This window comes from Variovorax glucosi, from assembly GCF_051216695.1.
In the GTDB taxonomy this organism is placed as follows: domain Bacteria; phylum Pseudomonadota; class Gammaproteobacteria; order Burkholderiales; family Burkholderiaceae_C; genus Variovorax.
Window position 1 is genome coordinate 1 of the sequence record NZ_JBPJZE010000388.1, and the last position, 1,043, is coordinate 1,043.

The following is a 1,043-nucleotide window of genomic DNA, read 5'->3' on the forward strand; positions in this document are numbered from 1 at the left end:
CAGCCATCTCGACGACTGCGCAATGCTGCGGGTGCTGGGCCAGAGCCAGCGCACCATCGCCGTAGCTTATTCCTTCGAGTTTGCGGTGATCGGCATCGTGGCCAGCGGGCTGGGCGTGGCCATCGGCTTCGCGGTGCACTACGTGTTCGTGCTGCTGCTGGCGGGGCTGGTCGAAACCGCGCTGCCCGCGGCCACCTTGTGGCCTGTCGCTTTCGGGCTCGGCATGGGGCTCACGCTGCTGTTCGCCTTCGGCCTGCCGCCGGTGCTGCAACTGGCCCGCGTGCCGCCGCTGCGCGTGATCCGGCGCGACGTGGGCGGGCTCAAGCCCGCGTCGCTCGCGGTGCTGGGCGTTGGCGTTGCGGGCTTTGCGGCGCTGCTGATGGCGGCGAGCAGCGACATCAAGCTGGGGCTGATCGCGGTCGGCGGCTTCGCGGGTGCGGTGGCGGTGTTTGCGCTGCTGAGCTGGCTGGCGGTGAAGGTGCTGCGCCGCAGCGTCAACGAAACGACTGCGCCGCGATGGCTGGTGCTGGCCACGCGGCAGATTTCGGCGCGGCCGGCCTATGCGGTGGTGCAGGTCAGCGCGCTGTCGGTCGGCTGGCGCTGGTGCTGCTGGTGCTGCTGCGCACCGACCTCGTCGCGAGCTGGCGCCAGGCCACGCCGCCCGATGCGCCGAACCGCTTCGTCATCAACGTCATGCCCGACCAGAGCGATGCCTTCCAGAAGTCGCTGCGCGACGCGGGCGTGGGCAAGTTCGACTGGTACCCGATGATCCGCGGCCGTCTGATCGCCATCAACGACAAGCCCGTGACGCCCGACGACTACGCCGAAGACCGCGCCAAGCGCCTGGTGGACCGCGAGTTCAACCTCAGCAACAGCGTGGATGCGCCCGCGCACAACACCATCACCGCGGGCAAGTGGACGCCCGATGCGCAGGGCGAGGTGAGCGTGGAAGAGGGCCTGGCCGAGACGCTGGGCCTGAAACTCGGCGACATGCTGCGCTTCGACATCGGCGGCATGCAGAACGAGGCGCGCATCACCTCGCT

1 pseudogene is annotated in these 1,043 nt (G+C 69.5%); it reads left to right on the top strand.

Annotation, left to right across the window (positions count from 1 at the left end):
• A pseudogene (locus ACSFA3_RS25890) lies at positions 1 to 1,043 on the top strand (ABC transporter permease); the annotation flags it as partial.